Raw genomic sequence first — 19,371 nt, 5'->3', positions numbered from 1 at the left:
CTCTCCTCGGAACAAAATCACGTGTCGCAACGCGCCCGAGCTGATGGTGGCACTCCGTGCAGCGCGACGCTCATCGGCCGCGCCGCCACGACAGGACTCCTCGCACGAGGATGTCCGGTGAGATGTCCGCACCCATTGCCGCGCCATGACCTCGCGATGTCCGGTCGGTCAACGCTCGGTAGTCGATCGTGCACGCTAGCCGACCAAGGGCGCTCGGGCCAGAGCATGAGCAAGGATGGCCCTCATGAATGCCATCATCTCCGCAACCGAACTCGCGAGCGAGTCGGCGGGCGGGACCCCGCCCGTCCTCCTCGACGTCCGCTGGCAGCTGAGCGTGGCCAAGGCGGCGGGCGCCGCGGCCTTCGACGGACGGGCCGAATACGAGGCCGGACACATCCCCGGCGCGGTCTTCGTCGACCTCGACGCCGACCTCGCGGGACCGGCAGGCGCCGCCGGCCGGCACCCCCTGCCGGACGTCGACTCCTTCGGCGCAGTGATGCGGCAGGCCGGTGTGTCGGCCGACCGTGACGTGGTCGTGTACGACGGCGGGCAGGGCTGGGCGGCCGCGCGCACCTGGTGGATGCTGCGCTGGACGGGTCACCCGTCCGTGCGCGTGCTCGACGGCGGCCTCGGCGCTTGGGAGGGCCCGCTGGAGACCGCGGTGCCGTCGCCCGAGCCGGGCACCTTCGAGCCCGCGCCGGGTGCCGTGGGGCTCCTGGACGCCGACGGGGCGGCCGCGCTGGCCCGCTCGGGGATCCTCCTCGACGCCCGCGCCGCCGAGCGCTACCGGGGCGACGTGGAGCCGATCGACCGCGTCGGCGGCCACATCCCTGGCGCGGTGTCGGCGCCGACGACTGAGAACGTGGCGCAGGACGGCCGTTTCCTGCCCGCCGACGCGCTCGCCTCCCGCTTCAAGTCCCTTGGCGCGTCCGGGGGTTCGGCCGAGGTCGGTGTGTACTGCGGCTCCGGCGTCTCCGGCGCCCACGAGGTCCTCGCCCTCGCGGTGGCGGGGATCGACGCGGCCCTGTACGTCGGTTCGTGGTCCGCGTGGTCCTCGGACGAGTCACGCCCCGTGGCGACCGGCCCCGATCCTCAGTAGGGCCTAGGGCCTGTCCGGCGGATCTTGTCGCCGTCGCGGGGTCTGGCACGCCCATCTGCGGCGTTGTCCTCCATCACCATCGCTCCGCGACGCCTCAATCGACCGCCTCGCAGCTGCACGCGCCAGACCCGCTCACCAGCACAGAACGGCGCGCGCCAACCAGACGCGACCTGATCCGCCGGACAGGCCCTAGGCAGCCGAGCACGCGAGAAGCCCGCGCCGATATGGCGCGGGCCTCTCGTGCGTACGACTCGTGGCTGGTCCGGCTAGTCCTGCTTCTTGCGGCGGGTGCCGAACACGATCTCGTCCCAACTGGGCACGGCGGCGCGCCGTCCCGGACGGACCCCGTCGGCCTCGGCCTGGCGGTCGGTGGTGCCGGTGAGGCGGTCCCTGTGTCCCGCGACGCTGCGCGGCATCAGGACGTCCGCGTAGGCGGAACCCGCTCCCGCGGACGCGGCGGGCGCCGGGGGCTCCTCCGCCTCGGCGGACTCCGGCTGCTCGGTGACGGGCTCGGGCGCGGGCACCGCGGGGCGCTCGGGGACCACGATGTCGCCGCGGTAGCTGGGTACGGCCTCCAGGAGGCTGGTCAGCGAGTCGCGCTCGGCGGCGGAGACCGCCGTCGGGCTCTCCTCGCTGATCTCCGGTGCGGGGGCCGGCGGCGCGGGGCGCTCCAGCTGCCGGTCGAGTGCCCGGTCGAGCGGGCGGTCGCGGGGCAGCCTCGCGATGCGCGGCACGAACGGAAAGCTGGGTTCCGGGGCGGCGATGTCGTCGGTCTCGCCGATGAGCGAGCGCGCCTCGTCGTCGACGGCCTGGACGAGCCGCCGGGGCGGGTCGTACGTCCAGCTCGCCGAGTGCGGTTCGCCCGCGACCAGGTAGACGAGCAGAACCTCCCAGGTGCCGTCGTCACGGCGCCAGGAGTCCCACTGGACGGTCTCCTTGTCGGCGCCGCGCAGCAGCAGGCGCTCCTGCACCGCCTCGCCGAGCTGGGGGCCCGCGTTCTCGCCGGGGCGGCGTACGGGGGTCTTCCTGGCCCGCTCGGCCATGAAGGCGCGCTCCGCGAGGACAGGGCCCTCGAAGCGGCGGACGCGGTCGACGGGGATGCCGGCGAGCTGGGCCACCTCCTCGGCGGAGGCACCGGCACGTATACGCGCCTGGATGTCGCGGGGGCGGAGATGGCTCTCCACCTCGATCTCGATCTGGCCGAGGCGCGGACGGTCGCCGCGCACGGCGGCCCGGAGGCGCTCATCGATCGGAAGCGTGTACTCCGTGCTGTCCGCAGCCTTCAGCACCAGCCGTGTGCCGTCGTTAGAGACGGCCACGACACGCAGTTCGGGCATGGGGACCTCCCGGGTGGTGCCTGCCGACGTCACGTGCGTCGCTGCTTCCGCTAGTCGAGTGTGGCCTGCCCGGGTGCAGCCTGCCACAACCTTGCCGAGTTGCCCGGCGTGTCGGGCATGGGCCCTGGATCGCCGTTATGGCACGGTTACCTGTTCGCAACGCTAAGTGACCGAGCCCGTCACCCTGTGCAACGAACCCCCTCCCGGCGGTCCTGGAAGGCCCCGGGCACCCTGACGGGAGACCGGACCCAGGGCTCGCAACGGTACTCCATTCGGGCCACTCGGGTGGACCGGCACGCCATCGAAGTTCTCATGGGGGACGGGAGTTGGGTATGGGGCGTCCCCCGTTCGGGGTCCGTGGACGTGGCGTGCTTCACGGAATCCCTAGAAACGGAACTAATCACTTCGTCCATCCGTCCCCCTCTAGTGAAGTAAGTCGAGAAAGGCAGGCAAGGTTCGGAGATGGGCGAGAAGCCGGAAACCTCCCAAGACACACAGGAAAAGCCCAAGAAGAAGCGGGTCGACCTGAATGTGCCGCAGGTGGCGGGCAGCGCCGTGGCCGCTGTGGTGGCGGCCAAGCTGGCCTCCGGGCTCGGTGTGTACGGGACGATCGTGGGCGCGGGTGTGGTGAGCGCGCTGGCCACCTGTGGCGGCTCGCTCTTCCAGCACTTCTTCCGGCGCACCGGCGAGCAGATACGTGACGTCGCGGGCCAGGCGATCCCCAAGGGCAGGCAGGTCCCCGTGACCGACGACGGGCGGCCGGTGCCGGACACCTTCCGGTCCGACGTGAGCGCCGCCTCGGTGACGCCGCCCGCGGCCGCGACGGTGATGCGGACGAAGGACGTCGTGCCGAGGACGACGACCTGGGGGATGGGCGCGCCGGCGCAGGGTGCCGACCGGACGACGGTCCTCCCGGCGCTGGGCGCCGAGCGGACGCAGCTCCTCAAGGTGGACGCCGGGGATCAGGGGCGGACACAGCTTCTGACGTCCGGCGGCGTCGATCCGGACAGGACCCAGTTGCTCAGGACTGATGCCGGAGCCGGAGCAGGTGCCGGGTCCGGTGTCGTGGATGACGCCACGCGCGCGCTGCACGCCGCGTCGCCGGCGGGCGGGGTCGGCGCCGGTGGGCCGGAACTGCCGCCTCCGCCTGGCGACTTGGGCGACGGATTCCCCGACGGGTCCGGGTTCGGGTTCGTGCCCGAGTCCGGGTCCGAGTTCAGCGGCGAGTTCACCGAAGGGACCACGCATCGCGCGCGTGTGCGGAGCTGGAAGCGGCCTCTCGTCGCCGCTGCCCTGGTCTTCGGAGTGACCATGGGCGGCATCACGACCTACGAACTCGCCTCGGGGCAGAGTTTCAGCGGTGACGGTGAGCGGACGACGCTCCGCGAGGCGTTCACCGGCGGAGGCGTCCACTCGCCCCGTAACGACCGCACCCCTGTGCCGAGCACCTCGCAGGAGCCGTCGGACAGCGGCAGTTCCGGGACGCGGAGCGGCACCCCGCAGGACGGGGGCGGGAGGCAGAACGGCGGCACAGAGGAGCCCACGCCCACGCCCAGCGCGAGCGAGGACTCCCACACCGGTAAGGCCCCCGGGTCCGGCAGTGGTTCCGGCAGTGGTTCCGGGACCGGCGGGGACAAGTCCACGCCCACGCCGACCCCGACGCCCACTCCGAGCGCCTCGGAGAGCGGCGACGGAACCGACGCGCCGCAGCAGCAGGGCGAGACGCCCGCCGGGTGAGCGCGGTCAGTCGCCGATGACCCGGCGCAGATAGTCGTTGGCGAAGAGGCGGTCCGGGTCGAGGCGGTCGCGCAGGTCCGTGAACTCGCCGAAGCGCGGATAGACCGTCGAGAAGTAGTCCGCGTCGCGCGTGTGCACCTTGCCCCAGTGCGGCCGGCCCTCGTGCGCGGTGAAGATGCGCTCGGCCGCCGTGAAGTAGGCCTGGTACGGGGTTCCCTTGTACATGTGGACGGCGATGTACGCGCTGTCCCGGCCGGACGCCGTGGAGAGCGCGATGTCGTCCGCGGGGGCCGTGCGGACCTCGATCGGGAAGCTGATGCGCAGGTTCGAGCGCTCGACCATGGTCTTCAGCTCGCGCAGCGTCTCGACGAGGGCCGCGCGCGGAACGGCGAACTCCATCTCCACGAAGCGCACGCGGCGCGGGGACGTGAAGACCTTGTAAGGGATGTCCGTGTAGGTGCGGGCGGAGAGCGCGCGGCTGGAGATCTTCGCGATCGACGGGATCGTCGCGGGGACCGCGCGGCCGAGTGAATTGACCGCCTGGAAAAGGCCGTTCGACAGGAGCTCGTCCTCGAGGAAGCTGCTGAACCTGCCGACAGGGGCCTCCGGGCCGGCGCTTCGGTTGTTGCGCTTGGTGTTGCAGTTGCCCGTGTGCGGGAACCAGTAGAACTCGAAGTGCTCGTTCTCCGCGTACAGGGCGTCGAAGTCGCTGACGACCCTGTCGAAGGTCATCGGCTCCTCGCGGGCGGTGAGCAGGAAGATCGGTTCCACGGCGAACGTGATCGCCGTGATGATGCCGAGGGCGCCGAGGCCGATCCGCGCCGCCGCGAAGACCTCGGGATTCTGCTTTTCGGAGCAGGTGAGGACCGAGCCGTCGGCGGTGACCAGTTCGAGGCCCTTGATCTGCGCGGATATCGACGCCGATTCGCGGCCCGTGCCGTGCGTGCCGGTGCTGGTGGCCCCCGACACCGTCTGCTCCATGATGTCGCCCATGTTCGTGAGCGACAGGCCCTCACGGGCCAGGGCGAGATTGAGTCGCTTGAGCGGGGTACCGGCCTCGACCGTGACGGTGCCGGCCTCCCGGTCAATATTGCGGATACCGGTCAACAGTTGAGGGCGTATCGAGACGCCGTCGGTGGCCGCCACCGCGGTGAACGAGTGCCCCGTGCCGACGGCCTTCACCTTGAGGCCGTCGTCGGCGGCCGCGCGGACGGCCGCCGAGAGCTCCTCCACCGACGCGGGCGTCACCTCGCGGACCGGCCGTGCGGTGACGTTCCCGGCCCAGTTACGCCACGGTTCGTTCCGTGTCCTGGCCTGCCGGGCTTTCGTCGTGTCGCTGCCCGCGTTCCCCGTGCTCATTGGTTCCTCCCCGCTGCGGCACCGGCTGCTTCAGCCGGCGGTACCCCAGGAACCCGACCGCCACCGCGACGGCGCCGGCCACGGCCGGAACCCCGTACCCGGCCTTCGCTCCGGCGGCGTCGATCACCCAGCCGGCCGCGGAGGAGCCGAGCGCGACACCGACCGCGAGTCCGGTGCTCACCCAGGTCATGCCCTCGGTCAGTTTCGCGCGTGGTACGTGCTGCTCGACGAGAGCCATCGTCGTGATCATCGTCGGTGCGATGGACAGGCCCGCGACAAAGAGCGCCACGGCCAGAAACGGAAGGTTCCCGACCAGTAGGAGGGGGATCATACTCACGGCCGTCGTGCAGACACCGACCAGCCACCGGCGCGCGGGCGCCCCCTTGAAGTGCAGCAGGCCGAAGACCGCTCCGGCCACGCAGGAACCCGCCGCGTACACCGCGAGCACGAGACTGGCCGCCGCCTTGTGGCCCTCCTCCTCGGCGAACGCGACGGTCACCACGTCCACCGCGCCGAAGATCGTGCCCGTCGCGACGAACGTGGCCACCAGGACCTGAAGGCCCCGCGCCCGCAGGGCGGATCCCCCGGAGTGCTGCCCGCGCGGATGCGGCACCGGCTCCGTCGCGCGCTGCGCGGTCAGCCAGAAGACACCGGCCGCGAGGAAACAGCCCGCGAGAAGAGGCCCTGCCTCCGGGAACCAGGCCGTCGACAGACCGATCGAGATGATCGGCCCGAAGATGAAGCACACCTCGTCGATGACGGACTCGAAGGAGTACGCGGTGTGCAGCTGAGGCGTGTCCCTGTAGAGAGCCGCCCAGCGTGCCCGGACCATCGAGCCGACGCTCGGCACACAGCCGATCAGGGCGCTGAAGGTGAACAGCGTCCAGTCCGGTGCCTCGAACTTCGCGCACAGCAGCAGACCGGCCACCGCGACGAGCGAGACCAGGGCGGCGGGCCGCAGCACACGGCGCTGTCCGTGCCGGTCCACGAGGCGGGAGATCTGCGGGCCGATGGCCGCCGCCGAGAGCGCCACGGTGGCGGACAGGCCACCCGCGAGCCCGTATCGGCCGGTCAGCTGGGAGACCATCGTGACGATCCCGATGCCCATCATCGACAGGGGCATCCGGCCCAGGAACCCGGCGACCGAGAAGCTCTTGGTGCCGGGCAGGGCGAATATGGCGCGGTAGGGGCTGGGCAAGTCGACTCCGGTAAGGCGCGTAGGTGGCCAAGACAGCTTACGGGTCCCGGGGCTTGCGGGCATGCCCGTTTTCCGCCTGTCAGTGACGGATGGCAGGATCAAAGGCATGTCCGATGCGCTCGATCCCACGCCCTTCGACGGCTACGACGCCCTGCTGCTGCTCTCGTTCGGAGGCCCCGAAGGCCCGGACGACGTGGTCCCGTTCCTGGAGAACGTGACGCGCGGCCGGGGAATCCCCAAGGAGCGGCTCAAGGAGGTGGGGCAGCACTACTTCCTGTTCGGCGGGGTCAGCCCCATCAACGAGCAGAACCGCGCGCTGCTGGACGCCCTCCGCAAGGACTTCGCCGACCACGGCCTCGACCTGCCCGTCCACTGGGGCAACCGGAACTGGGCGCCATATCTGACGGACACCCTCCGAGAGATGGTCACCGACGGCCACCGGCGCATCGCCGTCCTCGCGACCAGCGCGTACGCGTCGTACTCGGGCTGCCGCCAGTACCGCGAAAATCTCGCGGACTCCCTCGCCGCCCTCGAAGCGGAGGGGCTCGAAGTGCCGCGCGTCGACAAGCTGCGGCACTACTTCAACCACCCCGGCTTCGTGCGCCCCATGATCGACGGTGTCCTGAAGTCGCTCGCCGACCTCCCCGACGACGTACGGGACGGTGCCCACATCGCCTTCACGACGCACTCCATCCCGACCGCGGCCGCCGACGTCTCCGGGCCCGTCGACGACCACGGCGACGGCGGTGCCTACGTGAAGGAGCACCTGGACGTCGCGCGCGTGATCGCCGACGCGGTCCGCGAGGAGACCGGGATCGACCACCCCTGGCAGCTCGTCTACCAGTCGCGTTCCGGCGCCCCGCACATCCCGTGGCTCGAGCCCGACATCTGCGACCACCTCGAGGAGCGGCAGGGCGCCGGTGCGCCGGCCGTCGTGATGGCGCCCATCGGGTTCGTCTCCGACCACATGGAGGTCCTCTACGACCTCGACACGGAGGCCACGGCCAAGGCCGCCGAGCTGGGCCTCCCGGTGCGCCGCTCCGCCACGGTCGGCGCGGACCCCCGCTTCGCCGCCGCCGTCCGCGACCTCGTCCTCGAGCGGTCCGCCGCGGAGAGCGGCCGCGCGGTCACGCCGTGCGCTCTGGGTGCCCTCGGCGCGAGCCACAACCTGTGCCCGGTGGGCTGCTGCCCCTCCCGTGCGCCCAAGCCCGCGGCCGCGGGCGCCGACAGCCCGTACGCGTAAGGACTCGACGTGACAGACCTGAAGGCCGAACTCCTCGAGGTCGCCCTGGAGGCCGCCGCCCGCGCGGGAAGCTTCCTGCGCGACAGCCGCCCCGCCGACCTCGGCGTCGCCGCCACCAAGACCAGCGCCGTGGACGTCGTCACGGAGATGGACATCGCCTCCGAGAAGCTGATCACCGACTTCTTCGCCGAGCGCCGGCCGGACGACGGCGTCCTGGGCGAGGAGGGCGCGAGCACCGAGGGAAGCAGCGGGATCACCTGGGTGATCGACCCCATCGACGGAACGGTCAACTACCTGTACGGACGCCCCGATTGGTCGGTCTCGATCGCCGCCCGTCAGGGCGAGGAGACCCTCGTCGGGGTCGTCGCGGCGCCCGTGCGCGGCGAGACCTACCGCGCGGTCCTCGGCCAGGGCGCGTACGTGAACGACCGCCCGGCACGCGCGCGCGTGGCGCCCCCCTTCGAGCAGGCGCTGGTCGGCACGGGGTTCGGTTACCTCGCCGCCCGCCGGGCCCACCAGGCCGATGTCGTACGGGAGTTGGTGCCCCACGTGCGTGACATCCGGCGCGGCGGTTCGGCCGCCATCGACCTCTGCGACGTCGCCGTCGGGCGCCTCGACGCGTACTACGAACGCGGCCTGAACCCCTGGGACCTGGCGGCCGGCGACCTCATCGCCCGGGAGGCGGGCGCGCTCACCGGCGGCCGTCCGGGCGAGGTGCCGTCCGGCGAGCTGACGATCGCGGCGCCGCCCGGCCTCTTCGAGCAGCTCCAGAACCGCCTGGAGGAGCTCGGGGCCTGGCACGACTGACGGACGCCGCACGCCCGAGCGCGAGAAGCACGGGAACGGCACGAGAAAGGGCCCCGGCGCCTGCCTGGATCACCAGGCGCCGGGGCCCTTCCGTACTGCGTCAGACGTGCGAGACGCCGAGCTCCACGCCGTGTTCGGCGGCGAGCCGATGCAGGTCGTGCAGCTCGTCCTGCTCGATCTCGACGAGGAATTCGTCGCCCGTCTCGCGAGCCCGGCTCAGGTCGGACTCGGTCGCCTTGATGCGCTGCAGAAGTCCTGCGGTGAATGCGTCCATGGTTGCGCCCCCTCGTCCTGGGTCATGGGTCGGTGGCACGGGGGTGTGCCCTCGGAAGGGGCGATCACGTCTCGAACCGCCCTGCGGCAAGCGGGTCGTGGCACGCCACATACAAAGCGTGATCGCGGGTGTAAATCCGTCCTCCCCGCGCTCACTTCCGCAGAAACCTCGACCGGCGAGAAAATCCCGCGTTCCCGGGGCGCCCCACCGCCTTACAGCCGGTTTATGGCCGAAAGGGGCAGGATGGAGGCCACACTCCACGACCCGGACCTGCTCACAGGTGCTCAGAACCTGTGAGCAGGTCACACAGGAAGGACAGCGACGTGCGCGTACTCGTCGTCGAGGACGAGCAGCTGCTCGCCGATGCGGTGGCCACCGGACTGCGCCGGGAGGCCATGGCCGTCGACGTCGTGTACGACGGCGCGGCCGCCCTCGAGCGCATCGGCGTGAACGACTACGACGTGGTCGTCCTCGACCGGGACCTCCCGCTCGTGCACGGCGACGACGTCTGCCGCAAGATCGTCGAACTCGGCATGCCGACCCGCGTGCTGATGCTGACCGCCTCCGGCGACGTCAGCGACCGCGTCGAGGGCCTCGAGATCGGTGCCGACGACTACCTGCCCAAGCCGTTCGCGTTCAGCGAGCTGACAGCCCGCGTGCGGGCGCTCGGACGCCGTACGAGCTTGCCGCTGCCGCCCGTACTCGAGCGCGCGGGCATCAAGCTCGACCCGAACCGCCGCGAGGTGTTCCGCGACGGCAAGGAGATCCAGCTCGCGCCCAAGGAGTTCGCCGTCCTCGAGGTGCTCCTGCGCAGCGAGGGCGCCGTCGTCTCGGCCGAGCAGCTCCTGGAGAAGGCCTGGGACGAGAACACGGACCCCTTCACGAACGTCGTACGGGTCACCGTCATGACCCTGCGCCGTAAGCTCGGAGAGCCCGCCGTCATCGTGACGGTGCCCGGCTCCGGATACCGGATCTGATCCCCTGTGGCCTCGTCACCGGCGCCACCGGCCGCGCCTCCGAAACCCACGTGGGACCCCAGGAAAGCCGAACCGCCCTATCCGTGGCTGCGCCCCACCATCCGTATACGCCTCACCCTGCTGTACGGCGGCATGTTCCTGATCGCCGGCATCCTGCTGCTGTCGATCATCTATCTGCTGGCCGCGCAGGCGCTGAACGTCGGCAGTGACCTGCCGTTCACCGTCACGAACGGTTCGGTGAGCAGCGGGACCTGCCGCAACTTCTCGGGTCTTCCCGAGCACCCGACGACGGGCCAGCTCAACTCCGCGCTGAACGAGTGCGTCAACGAGATGCGTCAGCACGCACTCGACAATCTCCTCAGCCGCTCGCTCCTCGCCCTGCTCGGTCTCGCCGTGATCGCGTTCGCCTTCGGGTACGCGATGGCGGGCCGCGTCCTGTCCCCGCTGGGCCGCATCACGCGCACCGCGCGCCGGGTGGCCGGCACGGACCTGTCGCGGCGCATCGAGCTGGACGGCCCGGACGACGAGCTCAAGGAGCTGTCCGACACCTTCGACGACATGCTCGACCGGCTGGAGAGAGCCTTCACCGCGCAGCAGCGGTTCGTCGGCAACGCGTCGCACGAGCTGCGCACGCCGCTCGCGATCAACCGCACGCTCCTTGAGGTCCACCTCTCCGACCCCGGGGCGCCGGTGGAGCTCCAGCAGCTCGGCAAGACGCTGCTGGCGACGAACGAGCGCAGCGAGCAGCTCGTCGAGGGCCTGCTCCTGCTCGCCCGCAGCGACAACCAGATCGTGGAGCGCAAACCGGTCGACCTCGCCGAGGTCGCCTCGCAGGCCATCGACCAGGCCCGCTCGGAGGCCGACGCGAAGGGCGTCGAGATCCGCGGCGAGCGCAAGGAGGCCGTCGTCCAGGGCAACGGCGTGCTCCTGGAGCGCATCGCCCTGAACCTCGTCCAGAACGCCGTCCGGTACAACGTCCCGGAGGGCGGCTGGGTCGAGGTGACCACCGAGGCCCAGCACGGCCAGGCCGTCCTCGTGGTGTCCAACACGGGGCCCGTGGTGCCCGCGTACGAGATCGACAACCTCTTCGAACCGTTCCGGCGGCTGCGCACCGAGCGCACGGGGAGTGACAAGGGAGTGGGGCTCGGTCTGTCGATCGCCCGGTCGGTGGCGCGGGCTCATGGGGGCCGTATCATCGCGGAGCCGCGTGAGGGGGGTGGGCTCGTCATGAGGGTCACCCTGCCGATCTGAGACCTCCGAGACGCGGGTCACCTGCCGATCCGGGCCTTTCGAGATGCGGGTCGGCGACCGATCTGAGATGCTTCCGCCGACGTGCCGGAGGAGTTCGCTTTTAGCGGAATTTTCGGGACCTGATCCCGCGAAGGCCGTGTGTGATCGATCACAAGGGCGAATTTCCGGCCATCTACTCTCCGTGATCGCAAAAGCCCCCGGAAAGCCTGGAAAATCCGGGTTTTCAGGGGTCCTGATCACGGGAAGTACACGGGGTGGCGCCCGTGGAGCGCGACCTGCGGACCGTGTACGGTCCCGATCGCCATCCAACCCGATCACTCATGGGGGATCCGGTTGGGTGTCGATTGAGTAACAGACCTTGATGTGAGGCAAAATCTCCGCCTCAGGTCGGGCACAAAGTCCGGCCTCCCGCGCGTTGTGCGCTGGAGACACCGCATACACCCAGAGGGGGAGAGCGACACATGGCAACGGATTACGACACCCCACGCAAGACCGACGATGACGTCAATGAGGACAGCATCGAGGAGCTCAAGGCTCGTCGGAACGACAAGTCGACCTCGTCGGTCGACGTCGACGAGTTCGAGGCCGCAGAAGGCCTGGAGCTTCCCGGCGCCGACCTCTCGAACGAGGAGCTGGCCGTCCGGGTCCTGCCCAAGCAGCAGGACGAGTTCACCTGCATGAGCTGCTTCCTGGTGCACCACAGGAGCCAGCTGGCCCGCGAGAAGAACGGCCAGCCGATCTGCCGCGACTGCGACTGAGGCAGGGTCGGCCGTGACTGGCTCGACCCCGCCCTGGAAGCGCCGCTTCCGGAAGGACCGGGAAGCGGACGGTGGCCCGTCCGACGACGGCGTGCGTGACGACGAGCGAGGCTCTTCCCCCACTGGAGCAGCCTCGCTCGAGGACGCGGACGACCAAGAGGTGGCGGGCGACCTCGCGGCGGCGGGATACAGCGATCTTCCCGTGGTGCCCACCACGGGTGACCAAGCGCCGATCGGCGGCCGTGTACAGGTCGCCAGGCGCGGTGTGGCCGCCGTCAGGGACGGCGTCCGTAAAAGCGGCACCGCCGCGAAAACAGGACTCGGCTACCTCGCCGACCGGATCATCGAGAACGCACCGCGTGTGCCGGTGCGCGATCTGGCGACCCTGCGCAAACAATTCCCCGGCCTGAGCGCCGAACAGCTCGCGGACAAACTCATCGCGGGCGCGGCCAACGCCACCTCCACCGTGGGTGCGGGGATCGGCGCCGCCGCGATGATGCCCGTACCTCCCGCGATGCCCGCCGAACTCGCGGCCGAGATCACCGGCGTCGCGGCCATCGAGATGAAGCTCGTCGCCGAGCTGCACGAGGTCTACGGCGTGCGTCCGCCCGGCTCCCTCAAGGACCGCACCGCCGCCTATCTGGCCTCGTGGACCGAGGAGCGCGGCATCGACGTGACGAAGCCCTTGACGATCAACGCGGCGCTCGGCGGCCAGATGAAGCGCGAGCTGCGCCAGCAGATCATGAAGCGCATGGTCCGCAATCTGCCGAACCTGATGCCGTTCATGGTCGGCGCCGCGGTCGGAGCGGTCATGAACCGCCGCGACACCAAGAAGCTCGCGGAGCGGATCCGCAAGGACCTGCGCAAGATCCAGGTCCCCTGGGACGCCCTGCCGGAGCTGCCGCCCCTGGAGCGCCCCGACGACCCGCACCCGGCGATTCCGGGTGACGCGCACCCGCCCAGGGAGCTCGGGGACTGACCGGCGCTACTTGCCCAGCGCCTTCGCCAGCGCCTTCGGGTCGCGCGTCGACAGATACACGTACGGGGTCGGGTCCTGCGGGTCGACGACCTCCACGCGCAGCGCCGTCGGTACATAGCTGCGCAGCAGCATGAAGGCGCGCGGGTCGGCCTTGTGCATGCGCCAGGCGCGCGCCTGCTCGGCGTCCAGGATCTCCGCGTCGCCCAGCGCCGACAGCGGGATCTTCGCGTCCCCGGCGACCAGCGAGTCCGCCACGACGCGGATGCGCACGGAGCCGTACGAACTCGTCACGACCGCTGCCGCCGCCGTCCCGCCGACGAGCCCCCCGAGCAGCGGCAGCGTGCCGAACGGCAGCAGGATCAGCGCGCAGGCGACGCCGAGCAGAAGTGAGACGAGCCACCACGAGCGGGGGGCGGTGAGGCGTTCTTCGAACGGTGTGGTGGAGAGCTCCATGCAGCCAAGCTTGGCACGGTGCGCTTTCTCCCAGGACGCGCGGGTAAGGTCTGCGCCTGTGAGTGGTACTTCTGCAGCTCTGACGCCCCCCGCCGACGCCATAGCGCCCGTCCGGCACCCCGACGCCCCCGCACCCGGCGAGCTTCTCGGCGCGCACTACGGACACTGTTTCGGCTGCGGCGACGAGCAGCCGCACGGCCTGCATCTCGCGGCGCGTGCGCAGGACGGCGTCCGCGTCACCGCCGAGTTCATGGTGCGCCCCGCCCACCAGGGTGCCCCCGGACTCGCGCACGGCGGAATCCTGGCCACCGCCCTCGACGAGACGCTCGGTTCGCTGAACTGGCTGCTGCGCGTCATCGCGGTGACCGGCCGGCTCGAGACGGACTTCGTGCGCCCCGTGCCCGTGGACACCGTCCTGTACCTCGACGCCGAGGTCACCGCCGTCGCGGGCCGCAAGATCTACTCGACCGCCACCGGCCGGATCGGCGGCCCCGACGGGCCCGTCGCGGTCCGCGCCGACGCCCTCTTCATCGAGGTGAAGGTCGACCACTTCATCGACAACGGCCGCCCGGAGGAGATCCAGGCGGCGATGAGCGACCCGGACCAGATCCGGCGCACCCGCGCCTTCGAGGTGAACCCGTGACCCGAGCCCCACTCGACGTGCTGATCAGGCGCGTCGACCCCGACGTGCCGCTGCCGTCGTACGAGCACCCCGGTGACGCGGGCGCGGATCTGCGGACCACCGAGGCGTGCGAGCTCGCGCCCGGCGAGCGGGTCGTACTTCCCACGGGGGTGTCGATCGCGCTGCCCGAGGGGTACGCGGCCTTCGTGCACCCGCGATCCGGCCTCGCCGCCCGCTGCGGTGTCGCCCTGGTGAATGCCCCAGGGACGGTGGATGCCGGGTACCGTGGAGAGATCAAGGTGATCGTGGTGAATCTCGACCCGCGCGACAGCGTGCGGTTCGAGCGCTTCGACCGGATTGCCCAACTGGTCGTCCAGCAGGTCGAGAAGGTGCGCTTCCAGGAGGTGGCGGAGCTTCCCGACTCGGCGCGGGCCGAGGGGGGCTTCGGGTCCACCGGTGGTCATGCCGCCGTGGGGCCGGGCCCGGGTGGGCATCAGGGCGGGAATCGATACGCATCGGTCGTATCCGACCGGGAAGGACAGTGACGTGTTCGGACGTCGCAAGAAGAACGGCGCCGCCGATGACGCGGCGGGCGAGGCCGAGCAGGTCGTCGACGGCGTAGCCGGCGACAGCGACGCGGACGAGGACGAGCCGCAGCGCGCGCGGCTCGAGCCCGAGCCGCGTCCCGACGGCCCCTGGGACTCCTCCGAGGTCCGTGAGCCCGGCGAGGGCCGCGTGGACCTGGGCGGACTCTTCGTGCCCGGAGTCGAGGGCATGGAGCTGCGGGTCGAGGTCGCGGGCGACGCGATCGTCGCCGCCACCGTCGTCCTCCAGGACAGTGCCGTGCAGCTCCAGGGCTTCGCCGCCCCCAAGAAGGAGGGCATCTGGGGCGAGGTCCGTGAGGAGATCGCCTCGGGCATCACTCAGCAGGGTGGCGTGATCGACGAGGTCGAGGGTCCGCTCGGCTGGGAGCTGCGGGCCCAGGTGCCGGTGCAGCTGCCGGACGGCACGGGCGGCTTCCAGGTCGTCCGGTTCATCGGCGTCGACGGCCCCCGCTGGTTCCTGCGCGGAGTGATCTCCGGGCAGGGCGCGGTGCAGCCGCAGGCCGCCGGGCTTCTCGAGCAGATCTTCCGGGACACCGTCGTGGTCCGTGGTGACGGCCCGATGGCTCCGCGCGACCCGATCGTCCTGAAGCTGCCGGACGACGCGCAGATGGTCGCCGAGGGCGTCCAGCAGGAGCAGCAGGAAGGCTCGCGGTTCGCGGGCGGCATGGGGCAGCTGGCGCGCGGCCCCGAGATCACCGAGGTGCGCTGAGCCGCACCAGTAGTACGGCCATCGATGGGCCGCGCACTCCATGGGAGTGTGCGGCCCATCGGCGTTGTATGGCCGGCGGTGAACCGTTGTGCAGCTTGGCAGTTGAAGGTTGTCCAGACCATTGCGAGGCCTTCGCGGAACCCCCTAATGTGCCGCGCATACGGGGGGAGACCGGTTCGTGGACGTACGGCGGGTGCCTGCCGTGGTGCGGGGGAGCGGGCACCACCGGCTGGTTCTGGTTGCCGCCGGGCTCGCGGTCCTGCTCGCCGCCACGGTGCTCGCCGCGCTCGCCGCCCTCACCGAGAAGGCCGTCGAGGGCGGGGTTCAGCGTCGGCCGGCCGCCGATCCGGCGGCCGTCGTCGAGGTGTCAGGGGGCTACCGTGCCGCCGGCGGACGGGAGTTGGACCGCGATGTGCGGGCCGCGCTCGACCGCACGTACGCAGGCGTGGCGCACCACACCTGGTCCGCGCTGCGGGCGCCGTCCGCCCGCTCCACCGAACTGCCCGTCGTGGAGGCCGCCGGGCGCCCGCGCTCCGACGCGACCGTCGCCGTCGGCGCCCTCGAAGGGGCCGGACAGCACGCCGAACTCGTGTCCGGGCGCTGGCCGCATGGCGGGGATGACCCCGAGACCGCCCTGAACGAGGTGCTCGCCTCCGGACTGGGCGTCCGCGCCGGTGACAGTCTCACCGTGCGTACCGCCGACAAGAAGCGGCTCCGGCTGCGGGTCTGTGGGCTGTACCGCACCGGAGACCGCAGCCCCGCCCTGTGGGCGAGCGTCGCCTCCGCCTTCGGCACGCCCGACACGATCGCCCTCGTGCCGCGCCGAGTGATCACGGACAGCGCCGGGCTCTCCCGGGACGCGAGCGAGCTGTGGCTCGGGGTGCCGGACGCGGGGCGGCTGCGGATCGACGACATCGGGCCGCTCGCCCGGCGCGCCGAGCGGTTCAGCGGCAGTGACGTCTCGCTGTCCGTGTACCGCGGCCGTACGCCCACCACCCGGCTCGGCGTCGTGCCCGGCCTGGAGAACGCGCTCGACGAGCTCGGCACCTCCGTCGCGGTGGCCCGCGCCGGCCTGTACGTGCCCGCGACCCTGCTGGCCGCCCTCGCCGCCACCGCGCTCGTCCTCACCGCCCGTCAACTCGCCGAACACCGCCGCCCCGAGCTGGCGGTGCACGCCGCGCGCGGCGCCGGCACGCCCCGTATCGCGGCCGCCACCGCAGCGCTGTGGGCGAGCGTCGCGCTGCCCGCCGGGCTCGCCGCGCCGTTCCTCGCGGGGCCCCGATGCGGCTCCTCGGCCGGGCCGGACTCGTCCCCGGAGGCGTACCCGAGCCGACCGCGGCCGCCACGGGCTGGGCCGCGGTCGCGCACTGCCGCGACCGGCGCCCCGCCGAGCTGTCCGGTGGTGAGCAGCAGCGCGTCGCGGTCGCGGTGGCGACGGCGAACGCGCCGCGTGTCCTGCTGGCCGACGAGCCCAGCCAGCGGGGAAAACGTGTTCGCGGCTCTGCGCCGGGCCAACGAGGAGCTGGGCGCGACCGTGCTCGTCGTCACCCACGACCCGCTCGTCTCCGGCCAGGTGCGCCGCACGGTCCGCATCCGCGACGGCCGCACCTCGACGGAGACGCTGCGCGAACGCGGGGAAGAGGGCGAGGAGTTCACGGTTCTGGACCGGGCGGGCCAGCTCCAGCTGCCGCGCGACCACGTGGAGCGGTACGGGCTCCGCGGCCGCGTCCGGCTCACCGGGGAGGCGGGCCACGTGGGCGTATGGCCGGATCGTGACGACCGCTCCGACGGCTGAACTGCGGCTCTTTCTTCACCTCTTGACGGAAGGCTGGTACGTACCTAGGGTCTCCGGCCAACAGCCGCGTTCATAAAGGCACTTCACGTTCACATAGAAGAACGGATGGCCCCCCACATGCCGAACACAACGGCCCCCGCGCGCCACCGGCGCAGACGACGTACCGCCCTCCTCGCCACCCTCGCGACGACGGTCACCGCACTCGTCGCGACCCTCCTCGCCTGGCCCGGCGCCGACCGCGCCGACGCCGCACCCGCCGCCTTCGCCCACCCCGGCGTCACCGTCTCCAAGGGCCAGCTGGACTTCGCCCGCGACAAGGTCAACGCAGGCGCCCAGCCCTGGAAGGGCGCGTACGACCAGATGCTGGCGAGCAAGTACGCCTCCCTCACGCGCACCGCCAAGCCCCGCGCCACCGTCGAGTGCGGCTCCTACTCGGACCCCAACTACGGCTGTACCGACGAGCGCGAGGACGCGATAGCCGCGTACACCGACGCGCTGGCCTGGTACATCACGCGCGACGACCGCTACGCGAAGAAGTCCATCGAGCTGATGGACGCCTGGTCGGCCACCATCAAGGAGCACACCAACAGCAACGCGCCGCTCCAGACCGGCTGGGCCGGCTCCTCCTGGCCCAAGGCCGCCGAGATCATCAAGTACACGTACACCGGCGGCTGGGCGAACGAGGGCCGTTTCCGGACGATGCTGCGCGACGTCTACCTCCCCAAGATCATCAATGGCTCGAATTCCAACGGGAACTGGGAGCTGTCGATGATGGAGGCCGCCGTCGGCATCTCCGTCTTCCTGGAGGACAAGACGTCGTACGACAAGGCCATGGCCATATTCCGTACGCGCACGGCCGCCTACGTCTACCTCGCCTCCGACGGTGATCTGCCGAAGACCGTGCCGAGCCAGCACCTCGACACCAAGGCCAAGATCGTCAGCTACTGGCAGGGGCAGTCCACCTTCGTCACCGGCCTCACCCAGGAGACCTGCCGCGACTTCACGCACACCGGATACGGCATCTCCGCCATCTCCCACATCGCCGAGACCAGCCGCATCCAGGGCCAGGACCTGTACGGCACCGACGTCGGGCAGCGCCTCCAGCAGGCCCTCGGCTTCCAGGCCAAGTACGAGCTGGGCGAGGCGCCGCCGAGCTGGCTGTGCGGCGGATCCGTCAAGCGCGGGCTCGGCCCCGTCACCGAGGTCGGCTACAACGCGATGCACACCCGCCTCGGCAACGCCATGACGAACACCCAGAAGCTCACCGAGCAGAACCGCCCGGCGGGCTCCAACAACCTGTTCGTCGCCTGGGAGACCCTGACCCACGCCGAGAACCCCAACTGATCCCGGCCATTGCCCGGCCGGGCGCCGCGTGACCATACTGGCGCCCGGCCGGGGAACGCACGGGGGAGCGCACATGAGTCAGAGCACGGAAGCGGGGACCGCCGTCGTCGACCGGGACGGCGCCGGCCCCATGGTCGTCATCGAGGACCTGCACCGGTCCTACGGCACCGGGGCCGCGGCCGTGCACGCCCTGCGCGGAGTCTCCTTCGAGGTGCCGCGCGGCGAACTCGTGGCCCTCAAAGGCCGCTCGGGATCCGGCAAGACGACGCTGCTGAACCTCGTCGGAGGGCTCGACGAACCCGACGGCGGCCGCATCACCGTCGACGGCCAGGACCTCTCCGGACTCGGCGAGAACGGGCTCCTGGAACTGCGCAGGGACCGCATCGGCTTCATCTTCCAGTCCTTCGGCCTGATCCCGATCCTGTCCGCCGCCGAGAACGTCGGGGTGCCGATGCGGCTGCGCAAGGCCGACCCACGCGAACGCGAGGAGCGCGTCGAGCTGCTCCTCGCTCTCGTCGGCCTCGCCGACCACGCCAAGCAGCGTCCCGGCGAGCTGTCCGGCGGCCAGCAGCAGCGCGTCGCCATAGCCCGCGCGCTCGCCAACCGGCCCGCCCTCCTCATCGCCGACGAACCCACGGGCCAGCTCGACGCCGAGACCGGCCTCGCCGTCATGGAACTGCTGCGCGCCGTCGTGCGCAGCGAACACGTCACCGCGCTCGTCGCCACGCACGACGCGGCGCTGCTCGACCTCGCCGACCGGGTCCTCGAACTGCGCGACGGCGAGATCACGGAGATCACCGCAGGTAAGGGGCGCTGACCGAAAC

Annotated in this window: 19 protein-coding genes and 1 pseudogene; 14 read left to right on the top strand and 6 right to left on the bottom strand. The window is 71.2% G+C overall.

All coding sequences use genetic code 11. The features are described from left to right. Positions 1–244 precede the first annotated feature (244 nt). Positions 245–1,099 carry a sulfurtransferase gene (locus ACIPWY_RS09665; RefSeq protein WP_401532613.1) on the top strand — a complete coding sequence of 285 codons (855 nt, stop codon included), beginning with the start codon at positions 245–247 and terminating at the stop codon, positions 1,097–1,099. Positions 1,100–1,365: 266 nt separating this feature from the next. On the opposite strand, the gene sepH is transcribed toward ACIPWY_RS09665, so the two are convergent. Further along, positions 1,366–2,436: a septation protein SepH gene (gene sepH / locus ACIPWY_RS09660; protein WP_362906912.1), complete on the bottom strand. Its 1,071-nt coding sequence runs from the start codon at positions 2,434–2,436 to the stop codon at positions 1,366–1,368. A gap of 462 nt (positions 2,437–2,898) precedes the next feature. Between sepH and ACIPWY_RS09655 the strand changes: the two genes are divergently transcribed. Further along, positions 2,899–4,173 (top strand): hypothetical protein, encoded by a 1,275-nt coding sequence (locus ACIPWY_RS09655; protein WP_401532611.1) that lies wholly within the window; start codon positions 2,899–2,901, stop codon positions 4,171–4,173. A 6-nt stretch (positions 4,174–4,179) separates the two neighbouring features. Here the strand turns inward: ACIPWY_RS09655 and ACIPWY_RS09650 are convergent, their stop codons facing one another. Both ACIPWY_RS09650 and ACIPWY_RS09645 read right to left on the bottom strand, forming a co-directional pair. Next, entirely contained in the window at positions 4,180–5,532 is a 1,353-nt protein-coding gene (locus ACIPWY_RS09650) for a D-arabinono-1,4-lactone oxidase (RefSeq protein WP_401532609.1), read from the bottom strand. Next, positions 5,459–6,730, bottom strand: coding sequence for an MFS transporter (locus ACIPWY_RS09645; protein WP_362906907.1), 1,272 nt, complete (start codon positions 6,728–6,730; stop codon positions 5,459–5,461). Before ACIPWY_RS09645 ends, ACIPWY_RS09650 begins: the two co-directional genes overlap by 74 nt. 106 nt (positions 6,731–6,836) lie before the next feature. On the opposite strand from ACIPWY_RS09645, the gene ACIPWY_RS09640 reads away from it, so the two are divergent. Then, entirely contained in the window at positions 6,837–7,973 is a 1,137-nt protein-coding gene (locus tag ACIPWY_RS09640; protein WP_393700364.1) for a ferrochelatase, read from the top strand. A gap of 9 nt (positions 7,974–7,982) precedes the next feature. After that, positions 7,983–8,780, top strand: a complete 798-nt coding sequence (locus ACIPWY_RS09635) for an inositol monophosphatase family protein (RefSeq protein ID WP_362906903.1) — start codon at positions 7,983–7,985, stop codon at positions 8,778–8,780. 100 nt (positions 8,781–8,880) lie between these two features. On the opposite strand, the gene ACIPWY_RS09630 is transcribed toward ACIPWY_RS09635, so the two are convergent. Further along, entirely contained in the window at positions 8,881–9,054 is a 174-nt protein-coding gene (locus ACIPWY_RS09630; protein ID WP_362906901.1) for a hypothetical protein, read from the bottom strand. Positions 9,055–9,377: 323 nt separating this feature from the next. Between ACIPWY_RS09630 and ACIPWY_RS09625 the strand changes: the two genes are divergently transcribed. The 4 genes from ACIPWY_RS09625 to ACIPWY_RS09610 all read left to right on the top strand — a co-directional run bounded on the left by ACIPWY_RS09625 (position 9,378) and on the right by ACIPWY_RS09610 (position 13,019). Then, positions 9,378–10,031: a response regulator transcription factor gene (locus tag ACIPWY_RS09625; RefSeq protein ID WP_401532679.1), complete on the top strand. Its 654-nt coding sequence runs from the start codon at positions 9,378–9,380 to the stop codon at positions 10,029–10,031. A gap of 6 nt (positions 10,032–10,037) precedes the next feature. Then, the gene (locus ACIPWY_RS09620; RefSeq protein WP_362906899.1) at positions 10,038–11,282 is read left to right on the top strand and encodes a HAMP domain-containing sensor histidine kinase; all 1,245 of its coding nucleotides are present in this window, start codon (positions 10,038–10,040) and stop codon (positions 11,280–11,282) included. A 461-nt stretch (positions 11,283–11,743) separates the two neighbouring features. Continuing rightward, complete coding sequence (locus ACIPWY_RS09615) at positions 11,744–12,040, top strand: DUF4193 domain-containing protein (RefSeq protein ID WP_030357326.1); 297 nt, start codon at positions 11,744–11,746, stop codon at positions 12,038–12,040. Positions 12,041–12,053: 13 nt separating this feature from the next. After that, a complete protein-coding gene (locus ACIPWY_RS09610; protein ID WP_362906897.1) occupies positions 12,054–13,019 on the top strand; it encodes a hypothetical protein in 966 nt (321 codons plus the stop codon). A 6-nt stretch (positions 13,020–13,025) separates the two neighbouring features. On the opposite strand, the gene ACIPWY_RS09605 is transcribed toward ACIPWY_RS09610, so the two are convergent. Then, the gene (locus tag ACIPWY_RS09605) at positions 13,026–13,472 is read right to left on the bottom strand and encodes a DUF3093 domain-containing protein (protein ID WP_362906896.1); all 447 of its coding nucleotides are present in this window, start codon (positions 13,470–13,472) and stop codon (positions 13,026–13,028) included. A gap of 58 nt (positions 13,473–13,530) precedes the next feature. On the opposite strand from ACIPWY_RS09605, the gene ACIPWY_RS09600 reads away from it, so the two are divergent. The 3 genes from ACIPWY_RS09600 to ACIPWY_RS09590 are packed head-to-tail and all read left to right on the top strand — an operon-like array spanning position 13,531 to position 15,408. Continuing rightward, on the top strand, positions 13,531–14,115 hold the full coding sequence (locus tag ACIPWY_RS09600; RefSeq protein WP_362906894.1) for a PaaI family thioesterase: 585 nt from the start codon (positions 13,531–13,533) through the stop codon (positions 14,113–14,115). After that, positions 14,112–14,639 (top strand): dUTP diphosphatase, encoded by a 528-nt coding sequence (dut, locus tag ACIPWY_RS09595; RefSeq protein ID WP_362906892.1) that lies wholly within the window; start codon positions 14,112–14,114, stop codon positions 14,637–14,639. Before ACIPWY_RS09600 ends, dut begins: the two co-directional genes overlap by 4 nt. Position 14,640: 1 nt before the next feature. Further along, positions 14,641–15,408, top strand: coding sequence for a DUF3710 domain-containing protein (locus ACIPWY_RS09590; RefSeq protein ID WP_362906890.1), 768 nt, complete (start codon positions 14,641–14,643; stop codon positions 15,406–15,408). A gap of 367 nt (positions 15,409–15,775) precedes the next feature. On the opposite strand, the gene ACIPWY_RS09585 is transcribed toward ACIPWY_RS09590, so the two are convergent. Beyond that, complete coding sequence (locus tag ACIPWY_RS09585) at positions 15,776–16,582, bottom strand: hypothetical protein (protein WP_393700359.1); 807 nt, start codon at positions 16,580–16,582, stop codon at positions 15,776–15,778. Positions 16,583–16,767: 185 nt separating this feature from the next. Between ACIPWY_RS09585 and ACIPWY_RS09580 the strand changes: the two are divergent. The 3 genes and pseudogenes from ACIPWY_RS09580 to ACIPWY_RS09570 form a co-directional block, all read left to right on the top strand. Beyond that, positions 16,768–17,203, top strand: a pseudogene (locus ACIPWY_RS09580) (ATP-binding cassette domain-containing protein); the annotation flags it as partial. A gap of 117 nt (positions 17,204–17,320) precedes the next feature. Next, positions 17,321–18,547, top strand: a complete 1,227-nt coding sequence (locus ACIPWY_RS09575) for an alginate lyase family protein (protein WP_362906886.1) — start codon at positions 17,321–17,323, stop codon at positions 18,545–18,547. A gap of 73 nt (positions 18,548–18,620) precedes the next feature. Next, on the top strand, positions 18,621–19,364 hold the full coding sequence (locus ACIPWY_RS09570; RefSeq protein WP_362906884.1) for an ABC transporter ATP-binding protein: 744 nt from the start codon (positions 18,621–18,623) through the stop codon (positions 19,362–19,364). Positions 19,365–19,371 lie beyond the last annotated feature (7 nt).

This window comes from Streptomyces sp. NPDC090032, from assembly GCF_044748025.1.
Lineage (GTDB): Bacteria > Actinomycetota > Actinomycetes > Streptomycetales > Streptomycetaceae > Streptomyces.
This window is presented reverse-complemented; position numbering and strand designations above follow the sequence as displayed.

Bases quoted from the DNA above. Each gene is read 5' to 3' on its own strand.
- ACIPWY_RS09665 (WP_401532613.1), top strand. From the start codon at position 245: ATGAATGCCATCATCTCCGCAACCGAACTCGCGAGCGAGTCGGCGGGC.
- sepH (WP_362906912.1), bottom strand. From the start codon at position 2,436: ATGCCCGAACTGCGTGTCGTGGCCGTCTCTAACGACGGCACACGGCTG.
- ACIPWY_RS09575 (WP_362906886.1), top strand. From the start codon at position 17,321: ATGCCGAACACAACGGCCCCCGCGCGCCACCGGCGCAGACGACGTACC.
- ACIPWY_RS09570 (WP_362906884.1), top strand. From the start codon at position 18,621: ATGAGTCAGAGCACGGAAGCGGGGACCGCCGTCGTCGACCGGGACGGC.
- ACIPWY_RS09640 (WP_393700364.1), top strand. From the start codon at position 6,837: ATGTCCGATGCGCTCGATCCCACGCCCTTCGACGGCTACGACGCCCTG.
- ACIPWY_RS09630 (WP_362906901.1), bottom strand. From the start codon at position 9,054: ATGGACGCATTCACCGCAGGACTTCTGCAGCGCATCAAGGCGACCGAG.
- ACIPWY_RS09605 (WP_362906896.1), bottom strand. From the start codon at position 13,472: ATGGAGCTCTCCACCACACCGTTCGAAGAACGCCTCACCGCCCCCCGC.
- ACIPWY_RS09655 (WP_401532611.1), top strand. From the start codon at position 2,899: ATGGGCGAGAAGCCGGAAACCTCCCAAGACACACAGGAAAAGCCCAAG.
- ACIPWY_RS09650 (WP_401532609.1), bottom strand. From the start codon at position 5,532: ATGAGCACGGGGAACGCGGGCAGCGACACGACGAAAGCCCGGCAGGCC.
- ACIPWY_RS09615 (WP_030357326.1), top strand. From the start codon at position 11,744: ATGGCAACGGATTACGACACCCCACGCAAGACCGACGATGACGTCAAT.